The sequence below is a fragment of the Streptomyces sp. 4N124 genome, assembly GCF_052245395.1.
Lineage (GTDB): Bacteria > Actinomycetota > Actinomycetes > Streptomycetales > Streptomycetaceae > Streptomyces.
The window spans coordinates 38,333-55,608 of sequence record NZ_JBQQBS010000049.1; the positions used below are offsets into that span (position 1 = coordinate 38,333).

Genomic DNA, 17,276 nt, shown 5'->3' on the forward strand with positions numbered 1-17,276 from the left:
GTGCCAACCTCAGATGTTGCGGAAGCGGTTGATGGCGTCGACGTGCTGGGCGCGCTTCTCGTGGTCCCGCACGCCCAGGCCCTCCTCGGGCGCCAGGCACAGCACGCCGACCTTGCCCTGGTGGAGGTTGCGGTGCACGTCGTAGGCGGCCTGCCCGGTCTCCTCCAGGGAGTAGACCCTCGACAGCGTCGGGTGGATCTTGCCCTTCGCGATCAGCCGGTTGGCCTCCCAGGCCTCGCGGTAGTTGGCGAAGTGCGAGCCGATGATCCGCTTCAGCGACATCCACAGGTAGCGGTTGTCGTACTCGTGGTTGTAGCCCGACGTCGAGGCGCAGGTGACGATCGTGCCGCCCTTGCGCGTGACGTAGACGGAGGCGCCGAAGGTCTCGCGGCCCGGGTGCTCGAAGACGATGTCGACGTCCTCGCCGCCGGTGAGTTCACGGATGCGCTTGCCGAAGCGCTTCCACTCGCGCGGGTCCTGGTGGTGCTCGTCCTTCCAGAACTTGTAGTCCTCGGCGGTGCGGTCGATGATCGCCTCGGCGCCCATGGCCCGGCAGATGTCGGCCTTCTGCTCGCTGGAGACGACACAGATCGGGTTGGCGCCGCCCGCGAGCGCGAACTGCGTGGCGTACGAGCCGAGTCCGCCGCTCGCGCCCCAGATCAGGACGTTGTCGCCCTGCTTCATCCCGGCGCCGTTGCGGGAGACGAGCTGCCGGTAGGCGGTGGAGTTGACCAGGCCCGGAGCGGCGGCCTCCTCCCAGCTGAGGTGGTCCGGTTTGGGCATGAGCTGGTTGGACTTCACCAGCGCGATCTCGGCGAGGCCGCCGAAGTTGGTCTCGAAGCCCCAGATGCGCTGCTCGGGGTCGAGCATCGTGTCGTTGTGGCCGTCGGAGGACTCCAGCTCGACCGACAGGCAGTGCGCGACGACCTCGTCACCGGGCTGCCAGGCGTTGACGCCCGGGCCGGTGCGCAGGACGACGCCCGCGAGGTCGGAGCCGATGATGTGGTACGGCAGGTCGTGGCGCTTGGTGAGCTCGCTGAGCCGGCCGTAGCGCTCCAGGAACCCGAAGGTCGACAGCGGCTCGAAGATCGAGGTCCACACCGAGTTGTAGTTGACCGAGGAGGCCATCACGGCCACCAGGGCCTCGCCCGGGCCGAGTTCCGGCACCGGGACGTCGTCCAGGTGGATCGACTTGCGGGGGTCCTTGTCGCGGGTGGTGAGCCCGGCGAACATCTCCGTCTCGTCCTTGTGCACGGTGATCGCGCGGTACGACTCGGGGAGCGGCAGAGCGGCGAAGTCGGCCGGAGTCGAGTCCGGCGACTGGATCGCTTCCAGGATGTCCTTCACGGTCACGGTTTGCCTCCGGCGATACGCGTCCTGAGGGAGGGACGCTGAGGTTTACGTCGGTGCTGCTGAGGGTTTTGTTGGTTGCCGTCGGTTCGGCGGTGGTGCTTCGGCAGCGCTTTGTGGCGCGGGAGGTTGCCTGTGACGCAGGCGTCCGGGCGCGCAGGCCGGAGGGGCTTGCGGGGACAGCCGACGTACGAATGGTCTCTGCACGCCGGCCGCCCGGACAACTTCAACGTATGACACCGCGTGTCACCTCGCAAGGCACTGAGTGCCAGAAGTTGCTCTCAGGTGAAATCTTTACGTAACAAATGAGCGATGATCGATCGAATGGGGCATGAAATCTGCTCGAAAAGGGGCTCTGACATGCCAAAACGGCCACCCCGTGGGGTGGCCGTCGTCACGGTGGAGAAGGGGCTCAGCGCTCCTTGAGTGCCTGCTCGATGGTGCGCATGACTTCGTCCAGCGGCGCGTCCGTGCGGGCGACCGTCACCAGTACCTCGCCCTGTGTGGACACCGTCGCGGCGGCCGGCTTCGGGGTCGTGGTGCGCCCGGCCCCGATGCCCGTGCCGAACGTCCTCCGTACGATCGCGAAGGCGTGGTCCAGCTGTGCCTCGACGTCGCCCTGGCCCCCGGCCCGCAGCCAGCGCCGCAGCACATGGTTGTGGGCGGTGACGACGGCGGACGCTGCGACCTCCGCGAGGAGTGGATCGTCGTTGGCGTCGTCGTCGTGCGCGTGCTCGTCGAAGTGGCCCAGGAGATAGCGGGTGAACAGGCGCTCATAACGGGCCACCGACGCGATCTCCGCCTCACGCAGGGTGGGCACCTCGCGCGTGAGCTTGTAACGGGCGACCGAGATCTCCGGCCGGGCCGCGTACATCCGCATGACTTCCTTGATGCCGCGGCACACCGTGTCGAGCGGGTGCTCGTGCGCCGGCGCGGCATTGAGGACCGCCTCGGCACGGATCAACGTGTCGTCGTGGTCCGGGAAGATCGCCTCTTCCTTGGAGCGGAAGTGCCGGAAGAACGTACGGCGGGCGACCCCGGCCCGGGCCGCGATCTCGTCGACGGTGGTCGCCTCGTACCCCTTGGTCGCGAACAGCTCCATCGCGGCAGCCGCCAGTTCCCGGCGCATCTTGAGCCGCTGGGCCGCGGCTCGGCTGCCCGCGGCACTCTCCGGCGCGTCGGGCGGCGTGGCTGGTGTACGTGAGGACTTGGCGGGCTGGGGCATGACCCGAACGTACTGCATGTGCGCAGCTTGATGCGCATGTCCCTGGCTTCTCCCGCCCGCCCCGGCTCCTTTTCTCCCGCCAGCCCGGCCCTCGGTTCCCCCGCCCTGGACGGGCGGGGGAACCGCAGCCGGATCGAGCAGGCCGCCCCAGTCCTCGGCGTCCGTGAACCAGTCGCCGGGACGATCAACGCCGGGCATATTCGCGGAAGCCGCGGCCCGTCTTGCGGCCGAGGCAGCCCGCGGCCACCAGGTGTTCCAGGAGCGGCGCCGGGGCAAGGCCCGGGTCGCGGAACTCGCGGTGCAGGACCTTCTCGATGGCCAGCGAGACATCAAGGCCGACGACGTCCAGCAGCTCGAAGGGGCCCATCGGGTAGCCGCCGCCCAGCTTCATCGCCGCGTCGATGTCGTCAAGAGACGCATAGTGTTCCTGCACCATCTTGATCGCGTTGTTGAGGTACGGGAAAAGCAACGCGTTGACGATGAAGCCGGCTCGGTCGCCGCAGTCCACCGCATGCTTCTTGATCTTGACGCAGACCTCGTGAACCGTTGAGTGGACGTCCTCGGCCGTGAGCACCGTACGCACCACCTCGACCAGCTTCATCGCCGGTGCCGGGTTGAAGAAGTGCATGCCGATCACGTCCTGCGGGCGCGAGGTCGCGCGGGCGCAGGCGACGACGGGCAGCGAGGAGGTCGTCGTCGCGAGGACCGCGCCCGGCTTGCAGACCTTGTCCAGCGTCGCGAACAGCTGCTGCTTGATCTCCAGGTCCTCGGCGACCGCCTCCACGGCCAGGTCGACCTCGGCGAAGGAGTCGTACGAGCCCGCCGGGGCGATCCGGTCCAGGGTCTGTGCGGCGGCCTCCGCGGTCATCCGGCCCTTGTCGACAGAGCGCGAAAGCGACTTGCCGATACGGGCCTTGGCGGCCTGCGCCTTCTCCTCGCTGCGGGCGGCGAGGACGACCTCGTACCCGGCCTTGGCGAAGACCTCGGCGATCCCGGACGCCATGGTGCCGGAGCCCGCGACACCGACGGAGCGGACCGGTCGGCCGGGGGTGTCCAGGCCGCTGGTCAGCGGGGTGAGCGCGTCCCGCACGACGACCGCGCTGCCCGGAGCCTCGTAGGTGTAGAAGCCGCGGCCCGACTTGCGGCCGGTCAGGCCCGCCTCGCTGAGCTGCTTGAGGATCGGGGCGGGGGCGTGCAGCCGGTCGTGGGAGGCGGCGTACATGGCCTCCAGGACCGTGCGGGCCGTGTCGATGCCGATCAGGTCCAGCAGTGCGAGCGGGCCCATCGGCAGTCCGCAGCCGAGCTTCATCGCGGCGTCGATGTCCTCGCGGGAGGCGTACTTGGCCTCGTACATCGCGGCGGCCTGGTTGAGGTAGCCGAACAGCAGCCCGTCCGCGACGAATCCGGGACGGTCGCCGACCGCGACGGGCTCCTTGCCGAGGTCCAGCGCGAGGTTGGTGACCGCGTCGACGGCGGTGGGCGCGGTCAGCACGGACGAGACGACCTCGACCAGGCGCATGGCCGGGGCCGGGTTGAAGAAGTGCAGGCCGAGCACGCGCTCCGGGTGGGCCGAGTCGGCGGCCAGCCGGGTGACGGAGAGGGCGTTGGTGCCGGTCGCCAGGATCGTCTCGGGCCGGACGATCCCGTCGAGCTCACGGAAGATCTGCTGCTTGATCTCGTACGACTCCGGAGCCACCTCGATGACCAGTTCCGCGTCGGCCGCGGACCGCAGGTCGGTGGAGGTGCGGATGCGGGCGAGGATGTGCGCGCGCTCCTGCTCGGTCAGCCGGCCGCGCTCCACCGCGCGGGCGGTCGAGGACTCCAGGGCGGCGACGGACCGGGCGGCCGCGGCCTCGCTGATGTCGATGCCGACGACCTCGCGGCCGGCCTTGGCGAGGACCTCGGCGATACCGGTGCCCATCGTGCCGAGGCCGACGACGGCAATGGTCTTGAGCGGGGACAGAGGGGTGTCGGACAGGGGAGTGGCCATCGCGGGACTCCTGGTGAGGGTGACGACTGGGAGCGCGACCGGGTGCGCCAAGAGGCGCACGCCGGTTGCCGGTTGAGGAGTGCGGGTGTTGCCGGGCTGCGAGCGCACACGCCCGGTGCCGTCACCGCGGGCGTGCACACGCCCGGGGAGCGGCGGATCGACCGGCCCTGTCCCGGAGCCGGGTCCTACTGAGGTACGCGATGTACCGAACCGACCAGCACTCACGACGGCTGCGTCACCAGGCCGTCATAAGCAAGTCCGCGAGTGGGTAACTCGCTCGTCTGAGCTTAACCCGCGGGTAACGAGCGCGCCAGCCCCCGAGTTTGTGATGTAGGTCCCGGCGCGACGGCGGCGCGTCTACGCTCGCCCTCATGGACGAAGAGTTGCGATCAGTCACGGAGCGCTTACGGCAGGAGTCGGCGGCATCGGCGGCGTACGAGCACCTCGTCGCCACCGGCGACCACGACGAACTGGCCGGTGTGCTCACCGCGCCCGGACAGCCGCTGTGGGCCAGGGAGTTGGCCGCCTTCCGGCTGGGGCTGGCCGGTGACCGCCGCGCCTTCGAGGCTCTCGTCCTCCTCCTCAACCACCGCGACCCTCAGCGCTGCGCCTCCGCCGCCCACGCCCTGGCCCGCCTCGGTGACCCCCGCACCGCCCGGGCGGCAGCCGCCCTCGCCACCAACGAACTCCGCGTCGCCTACGCCCTCCACCCGGTACGCCTCCTCACCGACCTGGGCGCCCCCGAATCCGTACCCGCCCTCATCACCACCCTGGAACGACGCCTCCGCCCCCACGACCCCTACCGCAAGGTCGCCCTCGCCTGCGTAGACGGCCTAGGCGCCCTCGGCGACTCCCGCGCGCGACCCGTCCTTAAGGAGGCCCTCGCACATCCCGCCCTCGCGGAGGCAGCGGTACGGGCGCTGGCACGGATTCCGGAGGAGGGGTGAGCAGTCGGCCCGCAAGCTCCTTCACCTACCCGCCCGCTCGTAGAAGCGCCGGGCACGGGCGTTGCCCTTGTGTCCATGGTGGACCGTGGGTCTGACAACGCCCGCCCCCGACGGTGCGCTCAGCCGCGGAAGCCGAGCATGCCGTGCAGTGTCGCGCCGCGTGATGGGGTCGACGCCGAGCTCAGCGGCTTCGGATCGGGCAGCGCGGCGCACACCGCGTCGACCTCACCGCCGCTGCGCGGCACCGTGCCGTCGGTCAGATACGCCGCCAGGTGCTTGTCCAGACAGGCGTTGCCGCTCAGCGAGATGCCGTGGTTGCCGCCGCCCTGCTCGACCACCAGGCTGGAGCCGCGCAGCAACCGGTGGACCGTCACGCCGCCTTCGTACGGAGTGGCCGCGTCGTCGGTCGCCTGGAACAGCAGCGCCGGCGGCAGCTTGCCGTTGGTGACGTCCACGGGGTCCAGCGAGTCCGTCGGCCAGAACGCGCACGGCGCGTTGTACCAGGCGTTGTTCCAGGTCATGAACGGTGCCTTCGCGTACACCGCCCAGTTGTCCTTGCGCCACTGGCTCCAGTCGCGCGGCCAGTCCGCGTCACGGCACTGGACCGACGCGTAGATGCTGTAGCCGTTGTGCCCCGCGGGGTCGATGGCCGCGAAGTTCTCGTACGACTCGACCAGCGGGTCGGCGTTCTTGTCGTTCACATAGGCCGCGAACGCCTCTGCCAGATAGGGCCAGTAGCCGTTGAAGTAGCCGCCCGGAAGGAAGGTGTCCTCCAACTCGGAAGCGCCCACCTTCCCGCCGGCCGGCTTCTTCGCCAGCGCCGCCCGCATCGCGTACCACTTGGCCTCGATCCTGGCCGGGTCGGTGCCGAGCTTGTACGTGGAGTCGTACTTGGCGACCCACGCCATGAAGGCGCGGTGACGGTCGTTGAAGGCGTAGTCCTGGTCGAGGTTGTCCTCGTACCAGACGCCCGTGGGGTCGACGATCGAGTCCAGGACCAGGCGCCGTACGCGCTCCGGGTAGAGCTTGCCGTAGACCGCGCCCAGATAGGTGCCGTACGAGTAGCCGAAGTAGTTGATCTGCTTGGCGCCCAGGGCCCGCCGGATCGCGTCCATGTCCTGCACGGCGCTGACCGTGTTGATGTACGGCAGCACATCCGCGTACTTCTGGCCGCAGGCCTTGGCGAAGGACTTGGCGCGGACGAGGTTGGCCTTCTCGATCGCGGGTGAGCTGGGCACGGAGTTGGGTCGCACCGGGTTGAAGTAGCCGGGCGAGCAGTCGAGGGCGGGCTTGCTCTCGCCCACGCCGCGCGGGTCGAAGCCTATGACGTCGTACTGGGCCGCGACCGCCTTGGGCAGCGTGGAGGCGACGAATCCGGCGAGCGTCAGACCGCTGCCGCCGGGGCCGCCGGGGTTGACCAGCAGCGGGCCCTGGTACTTCTTCGCGGTGTGCGGGACGCGGGACAGGGCAAGGGTGATCTGCCGCCCGTGCGGGTTCGCATGGTCGAGCGGCACCTTGAGGGACGCGCACTGGAGCGTCGGATAGTCGGTGGTGCCGCACTTCTTCCAGGTGAGTTTCGTGGCGAGTGCGGTGTCCGCGGTCCGCGGGGCGCTCGCGTCGGCGGGGACGGCCGTGATGGTCCCGGCCACCACGACTGCGGCGCCGCACAGCACGGCTGCGCGTTTTCTCATGGAGTCCTCCCAGGACGGAGGGGTTTCGGACCGCGAAGGTCACGGTCCACGCCGCATCGTCCCGGAAAGCGCCCCCGGAAGAACGCGTTCTGGCAAGACTTGACCCAATCGGGTCGCGAGATGCGCCAGAACGCTCCTAAATCAGCGAAAGTTGGGTCGGTTCGGACAGATCCGGTCCTACGGGCTCGGGTTCCCGGATCCGTCGCGGCATGCCCCCGTCCGCGGGGCCGATGCCGTACTCCTGGGCCAGTTCATGGACCTGACGGGTGATCCGGCGCTGGTACCACTTCGGCGCGTACGCACCGGCCGCGTACAGCCGCTCGTAACGACGCACCAGATACGGGTGGTGCTGTCCCAGCCAGGCCATGAACCACTCGCGTGCGCCGGGGCGCAGATGCAGCACCAGCGGCGTGACCGAGGTGGCCCCGGCGGCCGCGATCGCTCGTACCGTCGCCCGGAGCCGGTCCGGATGGTCGCTCAGGAACGGAAGCACCGGCGCCATCAGGACCCCGCACCCGATGCCGTGCTCGCCCAGGGTCCGTACGACGTCCAGCCGGCGCTCCGGCGCGGGCGTGCCCGGCTCGACGGTGCGCCACAGCTCGGGGTCGGTGAAGCCGACGGAGACCGAGATGCCGACGTCCGTCACCCGGGACGCCTGCTTGAGCAGTTCGAGGTCGCGCAGGATCAGCGTGCCCTTGGTCAGGATCGAGAAGGGGTTCGCGTGGTCGCGCAGGGCGGTGAGGATGCCCGGCATGAGGCCGTACCGTCCCTCCGCCCGCTGGTAGCAGTCGACGTTCGTGCCCATCGCGATGTGCTCGCCCTGCCAGCGCCGTGAGCCGAGCTGACGGCGCAGCAGCTCCGGGGCGTTCACCTTGACCACGATCTGGGAGTCGAAGTCGATCCCGGTGTCGAGGTCGAGATAGGTGTGTGTCTTGCGGGCGAAGCAGTACACGCACGCGTGCGTGCACCCCCGATAGGGGTTGACCGTCCAGTCGAAGGACATGCGGGAGACCCCCGGCACCCGGTTGATGATCGAACGGGCCCGCACCTCGTGGAAGGTGATCCCGCGGAACTCGGGCGTGTCGAAGGTGCGGGTGACCACAGAGTCCGCGCCGAACAGCGCGGCGTCTGTCTGGCTGCCGCCGGACTTCACTGTGAGGTTCTCCCAGCGCATGACGCCTCCTCGGTAGCACTGCCTCCCGATTGAAACACGTGTTCGAATTATCGGGCAAGGGCAGTTTCTGATCGCTTCGGACGCCCGGGAGCACCCCGATTTGGGCCGCCGGGGAGCGGGGTGGTTGGCTTGCCCCCGCCCCCGAAAAACCAGGTCCTGGAGGAAGTCAATGGCGCAGGTCGAGGCCACTACGGAGCGGGTCGTCGCGGCGGACGCGGAGAAGGTGTTCGACGCCCTCGCCGACTACAGCGGCACCCGCGCGAAGCTGCTGCCCGAGCACTTCAGCGAGTACGAGGTGCGCGAGGGCGGCGACGGCGAGGGCACCCTCGTGCACTGGAAGCTCCAGGCCACCAGCAAGCGGGTGCGCGACTGCCTCCTGGAGGTCAGCGAGCCCACCGACGGTGAACTCGTCGAGAAGGACCGCAACTCCACGATGGTCACCACCTGGCGGGTCACCCCGGCCGGCGAGGGCAACTCCCGGGTCGTCGTGCACACCACCTGGAAGGGTGCCGGCGGTATCGGCGGCTTCTTCGAGAAGACCTTCGCGCCCAAGGGTCTCGGCCGGATCTACGACGCCGTGCTCGCCAAGCTCGCCACCGAGGTCGAGAAGTAACTCCGGGTCGAGAAGTAGCTCAAGACGCAGGCCTGTAAAGGCCGTTGGCGTCTCACCGGTTCGAGTGGAACTCCTGACCGACCGGCATGATGCCGTAACTCGTCGCGCTTGCTCGTAGTTGTCGCTTTTACGCGGGAATTGTGCGGCAGCGCGACGAGGGGAGCGGTACGTGGGCGGGACGACTCTGGTGCAGGACGAACCGGCCCTGGCACCCCCGCAAACCCCCGCACCGCCACCGCCCCAGGCGGTCGAACTCAGCCCCCGCCGTGTGCGGTTGGTCTTCCTCGGGCTGATGCTGGCCCTGCTGCTGGCAGCCCTGGAGCAGATGATCGTCGCCACCGCGCTCCCGAAGATCGTCGGTGAGCTGCACGGCCTGGACAAGATGTCCTGGGCGATCACCGCCTATCTGCTCACCTCCACCGTCGGACTGCCGATCTACGGCAAGCTCGGCGACCTCCTCGGCCGCAAGAGTGTCTTCCAGTTCGCGATCGTCGTCTTCGTCGTCGGCTCCGCGCTCGCGGGCCGGGCCGGGACCATGGACCAGCTGATCGCCTACCGGGCCGTCCAGGGCGTCGGTGCGGGCGGGCTCATGATCGGCGTCCAAGCGATCATCGCCGACATCGTGCCGCCCCGGCAGCGCGGCCGCTTCATGGGCCTGATCGGCGCCGCGTTCGGCCTCGCCTCCGTCGCCGGGCCGCTGCTGGGCGGCTACTTCACCGACCATCACTCCTGGCGCTGGTGCTTCTACATCAACGTGCCCTTCGGACTGGTCACGCTGGCCGTCGTCACGGTCGTACTGAAACTGCCGAAGCCCCAAGTCAAGCCCCGGCTCGACATCCTCGGCTCGCTGCTGCTCGCCGCCGCCTCCACCTGCCTTGTGCTGCTGACCAGTTGGGGCGGCACCGAGTACGCCTGGGACTCCCGGGTCATCCTCGGCCTGGGCGCGGGCGCCGCGGTCGCCTCCCTGTTCTTCCTGGTCGCCGAGCACTTCGCGCCCGAACCCCTCATCCCGCTGCGGCTGTTCAAGGACTCCGTCTTCAACATCACCGGCCTGGTGGGGCTCGTGGTCGGAGTCGCGCTGTTCGGCGCCGCCAGCTATCTGCCGACGTTCCTGCAGATGGTCGACGGGGCGAGCGCCACCGAGTCCGGGCTGCTGATGCTGCCCATGATGGGCGGCATCGTCATCGCCTCGATCGTCTCCGGACAACTCATCAGCCACACCGGCCGCTACAAGATCCACCCGATCCTCGGCGGCGCCCTCTCCGTCATCGGCATGTGGCTGCTGTCCCGGCTCGACATCGACACACCCCGACTGCACTACAGCATCTGGATGGCCGTCCTCGGCGCCGGTATCGGCATGGTGATGCCCGTGCTGATCCTCGCCGTGCAGAACTCCGTGCGCCCGGCCGACCTCGGCACCGCCACCAGCGCCAACAACTACTTCCGGCAGATCGGCGGCAGCGTCGGCGCCGCCGTCTTCGGCACGCTCTTCGCGGACCGGCTCACCGACGCCCTCGCCGACCGCCTCCCCGCACACGCGGGTGCCGGACTGCCCGACCCCGAGTCGATCACCCCGCAGCTCGTCCACGCGCTGCCACCGGAGCTGCGCGACGCGTACATCCGGGCCTACGCCGACGCCATGCCGCGGATCTTCCTCTATCTGGTGCCGGTGCTCGTCCTCGGCCTCCTGATCGCCTTCTTCCTCAAGGAGACCCCCCTGTTGAACACCGCAGAGTCCCACAACACCCCCGAGACGGAAGCCCCGTACGTGCACGCCCCCATCCCGCAGGCCCGATCCCCGTACGCCGCCGGAATCCCCGTCTGCGGCACGGTGCAGCACCCCGACGGAACCGTCGTCCCGCGCGCGGCGCTCACGCTCATCGATGTCGGCGGACAGCAGATCGGGCGGGGCGCGAGCGGTGAGGACGGGCGGTACGCGCTGTCCACGCCCGGGTCGGGGTCGTACGTCCTGATCGCGGCGGCGGGCGGGCATCAGCCGCAGGCCGTCTCCGTGACCGTCGGTGAACGCCCCGTCGACCTGGACGTCGTCCTCGGCGGCGCCGGACGGCTCGCCGGGAGCGTGCTCACCGCCGACGGCACGCCGGTGCGGGAGGCCACCGTCACGCTGACCAACGTGCACGGCGAGGTGGTCGCCAGCACCCGCAGCGGACGCGAGGGCGGATACGTCATCGGCGAACTGGTCGCCGGGGAGTACACCCTTGCCGCCAGCGCGCCCGCCTTCCGGCCCACCGCGCTGCCCGTCACCGTCCAGGCCGCCCGCGAGACCCGCCAGGACATCGAACTCGCCGGCGGTGCCGTGCTGCGCGGCACCGTGCGCGCGAGCGGCGGGCGGCCCGTCGACGACGCGCGCGTGACGCTGCTCGACGCGGCGGGCAACGTCGTGGACACGCTGACGACCGGAACGGACGGAACGTTCCGGTTCGTGGACCTGTCGAGCGGCGAGTACACCGTCATCGCCGCCGGGTATCCGCCCGTGGCCACCGTGCTCCAAGTGGCGGGCGGGGGGCGGACGGAGCGGGACCTCCAGCTGGGTCACGAGGACTGAAACGTCCCACGGGCGCGGGCCCGTGCGCCGGGGCGCTCCGGTTCCGCCAATTCCCGTATTGCCGCACATCGTGAGCGGTCACCGCCGTACCGTGGTGGCGGCGGCACAGATCTTGCGGAGCCGTGGGGAGAGAGGGCCGGGGACATGGACCGTGGCACCGAGAGGGACGTACCTCCCAGCCGCGGAGCTGGGGACGGCGCGGCGGAGCCCGCCGCTGCCGGACGTATCCCGCTGGCCGTGGTCGTCGTGGACCGCGACGGTCTGGTGTCGCACTGGAGCACGGGCGCGCGGCGGCTGTTCGGCGCCGCCAAGGAGGACGCGATCGGCCGTCCCGCACTCGACCTGCTCCCCGTCTCCGGCGCCCTCCCCGAGGAGGACGACGTCACCCTGTACGGGGCCGATGCGGCGGCGTACGACGGACTCGGACCCGATCTCGAATCCTCCCTCGACGGGCGGCTGTCCTACCCGGCCGCGGGGCGCGCCCGCCTCGCGGTGGCCACGGACGAGCGGGCGGACGTCCTGTGGTGGGCGTACCCCCTGGTGGGCCCGGGACGGGAGAAGCTGCTGGTACTGGCGGCCGACGCGGCCGGTCTGCGCTACGACGACGAGGACGCGGTCTTCGAGCGGATCGCCCCCGGCTTCGCCCTGCACACCGACTTCCCCGGCGCCGAGGAACTCGCCCGCCGGCTCCCCGAGATCCTGCCCAGCATGAGCGTCGGCGAGGGCGCCCGGATCGTCGCGCAGATCCTCGAACTGGGCTATCCCGTCCTGGAGTTCAGCCAGAACGACCGGGTGCCCGTCACCCCCGACTGGGGTGTGCCCCGGCGGGCCGAACGCAAGGCACGCCGCGAGCGGGCGGCACAGGCGCGGGCCGAAGGTCTGCCGGTGCCGCAGGAGTTCGCCGACGAGGGCGAGGACCTCGAGTACACCGCCGTACGCGAGCGCCTGGAGTTCCTCAACGAGGTCAGCGGCCGCATCGGCACCTCGCTCGACCTGGCGAAGACCATCGTCGAGGTCAGCCGGGCCGTCGTCCCCCGCTTCACCGACGTCGCCGGCACCTATCTGCGGGAACAGGTCGTCGCAGGCGAGGGGTTCCCGGACGGCGTGCCGGACACGACCACCATGTGGCACCGGGTCGCCCTGGAGCACACCGACGAACCGGGCCGCTGGGACGACGTGGTACCCGTCGGCGAGGCCATGCCCTTTCCGGCGCACACGCCGTTCTTCCAGTGCATGACCAGCGGTGAGCCCGTCCTCGTGCCGCGCATCAGCGAGCAGATGGGGCACGCCATCGCCTCGCAGTTCGAGAAGCGCGACATCAGGCCGCTGATCACCGGCCGCTCCATGCTGGTCGTACCGCTGAAGGCCCGCAATGTGGTCCTAGGCTTCATGATCCTGCTGCGCCACCCCGAGCGCGTCGAGTTCAACGACATGGACCGGGTCACCGGCGCCGAACTCGCCGCCCGCGCGGGCCTCGTGCTCGACAACGCGCGCATGTACACCTACCAGGAGAGCGTCGCCGAGACCCTCCAGGACAGCATGCTGCCGCACATCCCGCCGCGCATGGCGGGCTGCGACATCGCCACCCGGTATCTGCCCGGCACGCTCCTCGGGCGCGTCGGCGGTGACTGGTTCGACTCCGTGAAGCTGCCCGGCGCCCGCACCGCCCTGGTCGTCGGCGACGTCATGGGGCACGGCCTCAACTCGGCCGCGATGATGGGCCAGTTGCGTACGGCCGTGCAGACCATGGCCGCCCTCGACCTGCCGCCCGCCCAGCTGCTGCGCAACCTCGACGACCTCGCCCAGCGCCTCGGCGACACCTACCTCGCGACCTGTCTGTACGCCGTCTACGACCCGATCGCGAGCGAACTGCACATCGCCAACGCGGGCCACATCCCGCCGGTGCTGGTCCGCGCCGAGGACGGGCACAGCGAACTGCTCGACCTGCCGACCGGTGCGCCGATCGGCGTCGGCGGGGTGCCCTTCGAGGCGGTACGTGTGCGCGTGGAGCCCGGCGACCGGCTGGTGATGTGCACCGACGGCCTGGTCGAGGTGCGCGGCGAGGACATCGGCGTCGGACTTGCGACGCTGTGCGAGTCGGCCGCCCACCCGGCCGCGTCCATGGACGACGCCTGCGACACCATCATCCGGGCCCTCAACACCCGCGGTGGCCGCAAGGACGACGTGGCCCTGCTGATGGCCCGCCTGAACGGCATCGAGCCCGACGACGTGGCCGAATGGCGGCTCTCCCTGGACCCGTTGGAGGTCGGCCGGGCGCGTGCCGTGGTCCGCGAACAGCTCCACGACTGGGGGCTCGCCAAGCTCGCCGACGGTACGGCGCTGATGGTCAGTGAGCTGGTCACCAATGCCGTACGGCACTCCCACAGCCGCCCGATCGAGCTGCGCCTCGTGCGTGGGGACACCCTGCTGTGCGAGGTGGACGACGACGACCACGAGCTGCCGACCCTGTTGAACACGGGCCCCGGCGACGAGTTCGGGCGCGGTCTGCGGGTGGTCAGCACGCTCGCCCGGGAGTGGGGCACCAGCCGGACCAAGGCCGGCAAGACCGTCTGGTTCGAACTGAGCTTGCCACGGCGCTCCGCTGGCAGTGCTGTGAGGTGAGTGCCGCGCTGTGTCGTGGGGCGTCTGCGGCTCCGTCGTGGCTGGTCGCGCAGTTCCCCGCGCCCCTTTAGGGCGTGCGCGAGCGCACGCCCATCGAACGGGCCGTGAAGGTACGCGCCACGCGCTTGTCGTCATGACCGGGGCGCGATACACCGTACTGGCCGGTCAACTGCGGCGGGCAGCCGCGTCGCACCCTGGGGAGTTGGGCATGAGCGTGACGAGTCGGTACCGGGAGGCCTGGGAGGGCTTCTGGCGCGAAGCTCCTGAGGAGCAGGGCGCCGTTTTCTGGGACGCGGAGCCCACGCTGACGGTGGGTGTCCATCTGGCGATCTTCGAGCCGCAGCTGCCCGACCCCAACCTGCCGATGGTGGACCTCGGCTGCGGCAACGGCAGCCAGACCCGCTTCCTCGCCGACCGCTTCCCGCACGTCATCGGTGCCGACCTGTCCGAGGCGGCGCTCGACCACGCCCGGCGCGCCGACCCCGCCGGGCAGGCGACCTACCGGCTGCTGGACGCCTGCGAGAAGACCGAGGCGGAGGCGCTGCACGCGGAACTCGGCGACACCAATGTCTATCTGCGAGGCGTGCTCCACCAGGCCGAACCCGAGGACCGGCAGACCCTCGTCGACGGCATCGCCGCGCTCGTCGGGGAACGCGGCCGGGCCTTCCTCGTCGAACTCTCCGAGGCCGCCCGGCCCGTCCTGATGGGCCTCGCCCAGAGCCCCGCGGGCCCGCCGCCCAAGCTGGCCCCGGTCTTCCGGCACGGCATCGCACCCGGCGAGGTCGCCGACGACGCGGTGCCGGTGTATCTGCACGCGGCCGGGCTCACGGTCCTGGCCAGTGGTGAACTTCCGCTGATCACCACGGAGTTCGCCTCCGACGGCACCCGGATCGAACTGCCGTCGAGGTGGCTGTTGGCGGGGCGTACGGCCTGACGGGCGGTCAGCCGTCCTGCCCGGAACCGGGACTGATCAGTCCTGTCTCATAAGCGGCGATCACCGCCTGGGCGCGGTCGCGGAGCCGGAGTTTGGAGAGGATGCGGGCCACGTGTGTCTTCACCGTGGCCTCGCTCAGCTGGAAGCGTCCGGCGAGTTCCGCGTTGCTGTGTCCGCGGGCCAGCGCTTCGAGCACCTGGAGTTCGCGCGGGGTGAGCGCGGACAGATCGCGGTGCAGGGACGCCGTACGGGTGTCGGCGGTCGCGAAGCGCTCCACCAGGCGGCGGGTGATGGCGGGGGCCAGCAGGGCGTCGCCGGAGCGGACCAGGCGTACGGCGGCGGCGAGATGCTCTGGGGTGACGTCCTTGAGCAGGAAACCGCTGGCGCCCGCGGTCAGTGCGGCGTAGACGTACTGGTCGAGGTCGTAGGTGGTCAGGATGATGACGCGGGGCGGTGGGCTCTGGGCGCCGTCGAGGATCCGGCGCGTCGCCTCCAGCCCGTCGGTGCCCGGCATCCGGACGTCCATGAGGACGACGTCCGGGAGGGTGCGCCGTACCGCCGCGACCGCCTCGTCACCGTCGGCGGCCTCCGCGACCACCTCGATGCCGTCGGCGGCGAGGATCATCCGGAAGCCGGTGCGGACCAGGGCCTGGTCGTCGACGATCACCACCCGGGGTGCGTCGGTCACATCGCCTCCACCGGGATCACGGCCCGGACCCGGTAGCCACCGCGCGGACGCCTGCCGTTGTGGAGGGTACCGCCGTACACCGCGAGCCGCTCCCGCAGCCCGATGAGGCCGCGGCCGTTGCCCTCGGCGGGCGTCGGCACACCGCCGGAGTCCTGGACGTCCACCCGGAGTTCGCCGGGCGCGTACTCGACGGCGACGGTCACGCTCGCCCCCGAGGCGTGCTTCACGGCGTTCGTCAGTCCTTCCTGTACGACACGGTAGGCGGCCAGGTCCACCCCGGCGGGCAGCTCGCACGGGGTGCCCGTGACGGTCAGCTCCACCGGAACTCCCGTGCCGCGGACCCGGTCCACCAATTCGGGCAGCCGGCCGAGGCCGGGCTGGGGTGCCAGGTCCACGTTCTCCGGTGAGCCGTCCGCGGCCATCGTGAGCAGGCCCATCACCTGACGCAGCTCCGACATCGCGGTGCGCCCGGCCGCCTCCACCGCCAGCATCGCCTCGCGGGCCTGGTCCGTGGAGACGTCCAGCACCTTGCGGGCCGCGCCGGCCTGGATCGTCATCATGCTCACGTTGTGGGTGACCACGTCGTGCAGTTCGCGGGCGATGCGCCGGCGCTCCTCGTCCACCGCGCGGCGGGTCGCCGCATCCTGCTCGGCCCGCAGGGTCCGGACCCGGTGTCGCCAGGCGTGCAGGCCGTTGGCGGCCAGCGCGACCGGCGCCAGTACCAGCAGCGGGATCAGCGTGCGGTCGACGTCCGGGACCAGCTTGCCGACCGCGAGCAGCACCGCGCCCGCCGCCAGGCTCGCCCCGGCCGCCTTGCGGTGCGGGCTGTACATGGCCGCGCTGTACGCCGCGATCAGCACTGACGCGAACGCGACCACCGTGGCGTCCCGGTTGACCTCGCTCACATGGAACAGCGCCGTGGCCACGAGCACCGCCCAGAACGCGGCCAGCGGACGGCGCCTGCGCCAGGCCAGCGGGACGGCGGTGAGGACCGCCAGCACCACCGCCCACCAGGGGAGGGGACCCAGGGTGTGCTCGACGGCCGGGACGATCATGTTCGGTGGGGCGGGCGGCTCGGGCACCAGCCCCCGGTCCGGCAGGCGCCCGTCGTGGTGGACCATCTCCCGGGGCGCGTCCTCCACATAGGACCGGTCCAGATCGGCGCTGACGGTCCCCACCGCCAGCACCAGGGCGAGCACCGCGTCCGCCGCCCACGCCCAACGGGACAGGCGCGGGGGCACACCGGCGACACCCCGGGCCGCCGTACGCAGCCACGAGGCCGGATTCCTCAGCGGGATCGCCGCGGCACCGTCCACCGGGCAAGTGTGTCAAGCCCGCCGGGTCAGCGGATCCGTCGTACGGCGCAGGTGCGTGCGCCTTCGGTGTACATCGTGGGGATGACACGGCGCCGGCTCAGCCGAGCACGGTACGGGCCTTCCCCATCGCGGCCGACGTGCCCGCCCGGCGCCCGAGCCT

General features: G+C 70.7%; 12 protein-coding genes. 5 read left to right on the top strand and 7 right to left on the bottom strand.

Features of this window, described 5'->3' with window-relative positions:
- Positions 1–9: 9 nt before the first annotated feature.
- The 3 genes from ccrA to ACTWQO_RS36025 all read right to left on the bottom strand — a co-directional run bounded on the left by ccrA (position 10) and on the right by ACTWQO_RS36025 (position 4,565).
- Positions 10–1,347 (bottom strand): crotonyl-CoA carboxylase/reductase, encoded by a 1,338-nt coding sequence (gene ccrA, locus ACTWQO_RS36015; RefSeq protein WP_443241618.1) that lies wholly within the window; start codon positions 1,345–1,347, stop codon positions 10–12.
- Positions 1,348–1,762: 415 nt separating this feature from the next.
- Positions 1,763–2,575 carry a TetR family transcriptional regulator gene (locus tag ACTWQO_RS36020; protein ID WP_443241587.1) on the bottom strand — a complete coding sequence of 271 codons (813 nt, stop codon included), beginning with the start codon at positions 2,573–2,575 and terminating at the stop codon, positions 1,763–1,765.
- Positions 2,576–2,759: 184 nt separating this feature from the next.
- Positions 2,760–4,565 carry a 3-hydroxyacyl-CoA dehydrogenase family protein gene (locus tag ACTWQO_RS36025; RefSeq protein ID WP_443241588.1) on the bottom strand — a complete coding sequence of 602 codons (1,806 nt, stop codon included), beginning with the start codon at positions 4,563–4,565 and terminating at the stop codon, positions 2,760–2,762.
- A 371-nt stretch (positions 4,566–4,936) separates the two neighbouring features.
- Between ACTWQO_RS36025 and ACTWQO_RS36030 the strand changes: the two genes are divergently transcribed.
- Positions 4,937–5,512 carry an adenylosuccinate lyase gene (locus ACTWQO_RS36030; protein WP_443241589.1) on the top strand — a complete coding sequence of 192 codons (576 nt, stop codon included), beginning with the start codon at positions 4,937–4,939 and terminating at the stop codon, positions 5,510–5,512.
- 119 nt (positions 5,513–5,631) lie between these two features.
- Here ACTWQO_RS36030 and ACTWQO_RS36035 read toward each other — a convergent pair whose 3' ends face one another.
- On the bottom strand, positions 5,632–7,203 hold the full coding sequence (locus tag ACTWQO_RS36035; protein ID WP_443241590.1) for an alpha/beta hydrolase: 1,572 nt from the start codon (positions 7,201–7,203) through the stop codon (positions 5,632–5,634).
- Positions 7,204–7,339: 136 nt separating this feature from the next.
- Positions 7,340–8,377: an Rv2578c family radical SAM protein gene (locus ACTWQO_RS36040; RefSeq protein WP_443241591.1), complete on the bottom strand. Its 1,038-nt coding sequence runs from the start codon at positions 8,375–8,377 to the stop codon at positions 7,340–7,342.
- A gap of 169 nt (positions 8,378–8,546) precedes the next feature.
- On the opposite strand from ACTWQO_RS36040, the gene ACTWQO_RS36045 reads away from it, so the two are divergent.
- From ACTWQO_RS36045 to ACTWQO_RS36060, 4 genes are all read left to right on the top strand, one after another.
- Positions 8,547–8,990 (top strand): SRPBCC family protein, encoded by a 444-nt coding sequence (locus ACTWQO_RS36045; protein WP_443241592.1) that lies wholly within the window; start codon positions 8,547–8,549, stop codon positions 8,988–8,990.
- Between the two features lie 169 nt (positions 8,991–9,159).
- Positions 9,160–11,556: an MFS transporter gene (locus tag ACTWQO_RS36050; RefSeq protein WP_443241593.1), complete on the top strand. Its 2,397-nt coding sequence runs from the start codon at positions 9,160–9,162 to the stop codon at positions 11,554–11,556.
- 144 nt (positions 11,557–11,700) lie between these two features.
- Positions 11,701–14,178 (top strand): SpoIIE family protein phosphatase, encoded by a 2,478-nt coding sequence (locus tag ACTWQO_RS36055; RefSeq protein ID WP_443241594.1) that lies wholly within the window; start codon positions 11,701–11,703, stop codon positions 14,176–14,178.
- Between the two features lie 208 nt (positions 14,179–14,386).
- Complete coding sequence (locus ACTWQO_RS36060; protein ID WP_443241595.1) at positions 14,387–15,112, top strand: class I SAM-dependent methyltransferase; 726 nt, start codon at positions 14,387–14,389, stop codon at positions 15,110–15,112.
- Positions 15,113–15,119: 7 nt separating this feature from the next.
- Here the strand turns inward: ACTWQO_RS36060 and ACTWQO_RS36065 are convergent, their stop codons facing one another.
- Together ACTWQO_RS36065 and ACTWQO_RS36070 are read right to left on the bottom strand one after the other, a co-directional pair.
- Entirely contained in the window at positions 15,120–15,800 is a 681-nt protein-coding gene (locus ACTWQO_RS36065; RefSeq protein WP_443241596.1) for a response regulator, read from the bottom strand.
- Positions 15,797–17,116 (bottom strand): sensor histidine kinase, encoded by a 1,320-nt coding sequence (locus tag ACTWQO_RS36070; RefSeq protein ID WP_443241597.1) that lies wholly within the window; start codon positions 17,114–17,116, stop codon positions 15,797–15,799. Before ACTWQO_RS36070 ends, ACTWQO_RS36065 begins: the two co-directional genes overlap by 4 nt.
- Positions 17,117–17,276 lie beyond the last annotated feature (160 nt).